The following is a 2,257-nucleotide window of genomic DNA, read 5'->3' as shown; positions in this document are numbered from 1 at the left end:
CACAGGTACATATAGTCGCCAGAATCGCCCACATCACTGTCCAGGTTGCTACGCCAACAAAGGTATTCGACCAAATTCGCAGTTCAAACAGGGCGATAAAGTTCTTAAACCCGACCCAGTCAACCAAGTTCCTTGGCGGAATATGATGAGGCGCTGAGTAGTTGGTAAATGAGACCAGTACGGTGATGACAATCGGCATAATGATAAAGGCGATACTGGTTAACATTGCTGGAGAAAGCACCAGAAAAGCAAACTTTCGGTCATATATCGCTTTGATCTGCTCGGACGCTGACATCTGACACGGCTGGCAGGATTTGGCATCATTGATGTTAAGTGCATAAAGGCACAGAAAAACAAACACCGCGATCAGAGCAATCACACCTTCAACCAACAGGAAGACAGAGTGATCGCCCTGAATGATGGTGAAGCCTTCGCGTGTCTGAGCCACATCGCCAAGAGTAATGAGCTGCTTTAACGCCAGGCTAAGCTCTGGAATGCTAAAGATAAAAAGTAGCTGAATGAGCAACCAGACCAAGCCTTTTACCCAATGGCCCTGACGCATTTGCGTCAGGCCCATGATAAGAACTGAAGCGTTGATCATTGGTTGCATTCGAGTTTGAGACAACAACATCTCTTACTCCTGTAAACTGATCTGTTCTTTGATCACTGACTCAGCACGCTTTAACACCTTCTCTGGTGACTTGTCATTGACCCATAATGAAGTCATGGCACTTGCCATTGGTGACCACAAGTAACCCATTTCAGGAATTGACGGCATAGCATCGGCGAAGTAACCCTGACCAATGATCGCATAAGTCGCTTCATCAGCATCGACGATTATCTCCTCCATAACAGCCTGAACTGGCGGAATCGATTTCGTCATCTCGTAGCGTTTTTTAAGCATCTTGTCGCTACTTAGGTAGCTGGCAAACAGTTGAGCGGCTTTAGGATAGTTGGTGAAAGAAGAAACGACCGCCAGACGAACTGTTGAGAAAGTTCGCGGTTGCTTGCCATCCAGAGTGGGAATTGGAATGACGCCATAGTTCACTCCAGAAGCCTCGTAGCCCTGAATTGCCCACGGGCCATCGATGATTGCTGCAACCTTACCTTCACTGAACAAACCTCGTCTTACCTGAGGGTTACGCATATCCATTGGGTTAGCACTGTTTGCAGCCTGTAGCTTTTTCATCGCTTGTAAGCCTTGCTGTGCTTGCTCCGAGGCGATGCCGATATCTTGGGCATTGGTGCCGTTATCGCCAAATTCGTAAGCTCCATATAGGGTCAGGAACATGCGTGATTCATAGTAATTCTGCACGTCCCAAAGCAGAGCATATTTGTGTTCTTTGTTGTCATTAAATGACTTAGAGAACTCAATGATCTGTTCAAAAGACTCGGGAGCCTGCGGAAGAAGATCCTTGTTGTAGAACAGAGCGGTTGTGGCAAAACTTACCGGGAAGCCGTAGCTTTTTCCCTCAGAATTTGCTGCGTTGACAGCACTTTGTAAGAAGTGAGCGTTGATGTGATCAGCAGAGACCAGATTTTCCATCGCACCACCAGCCACGACTAAGCGACCAAGCAGGTCATGCTCAATTTCAGCCACATCAGCGACTCGAGCTGAGCCTCCATCCTGGATTAATCGTGAAGCGGCATCAATCGGTGCCAGTCCACGGAAAGTGAACGCCACCTCATAACCCGAATCCTGATTGAACTGGTTGGCGGCGTACTTCATATAATCGACGGTTGTGTGATCGGTCCAGACTAACAGATTTGCACCTGGTTCCGGTTCAATCGGCTGTGCCATGGCAGTGGCGCTAACAAGAGTGGTGAGCAGTATTTGACTGGTCAATAACTTGGTTTTCATTGCTGCATCCAATTTAGTAGTTCACGATATACTACTAAATTGAGGCGAATGGAGGTTTTAGTCAATTGAAAACTGCTTAAAATAGCGTCTAAATGTGATCCAAATCGACTAAATTGCTTATCTCACAACGAATTAAAGCCGGTTTCGGCTTGCTTACATTCTTATTGTTAGTTTTATTTTTAATGGCTATTAACTCGAATTAATCGCTGTTTTTAGTGACGATCATCAAATTATCGCCCGAATTCGAGTGACCAAGATCTCATTTAAATCCCATTCAGCGAGCAAATAATATTCAGATGCAGAACAATGGTTAGGCGTTCAGGCTGAACTACTACTTTTAAATCCGATTAATATCAATAGAATCCACCTCTATGAGGTTAAGGAAACACTGTGAAC

The 2,257-nt window shown here is 45.6% G+C and carries 1 protein-coding gene and 1 pseudogene; both read right to left on the bottom strand.

The genetic code is table 11. The features are described 5' to 3' along the window. A pseudogene (locus tag QTO00_RS18455) lies at window positions 1-631 on the bottom strand (sugar ABC transporter permease); the annotation flags it as partial. Between the two features lie 3 nt (window positions 632-634). Continuing rightward, window positions 635-1,861, bottom strand: coding sequence for a sugar ABC transporter substrate-binding protein (locus QTO00_RS18450; protein WP_038201980.1), 1,227 nt, complete (start codon window positions 1,859-1,861; stop codon window positions 635-637). Window positions 1,862-2,257: the final 396 nt, after the last annotated feature.

Origin of the sequence: Vibrio sp. M260118 (genome assembly GCF_036533755.1) — a bacterium.
Classification (GTDB): domain Bacteria; phylum Pseudomonadota; class Gammaproteobacteria; order Enterobacterales; family Vibrionaceae; genus Vibrio.
This window is presented reverse-complemented; position numbering and strand designations above follow the sequence as displayed.

Excerpts from the sequence above, each read along its gene's own strand:
- QTO00_RS18450 (WP_038201980.1), bottom strand. The coding sequence starts at position 1,861 with ATGAAAACCAAGTTATTGACCAGTCAAATACTGCTCACCACTCTTGTT.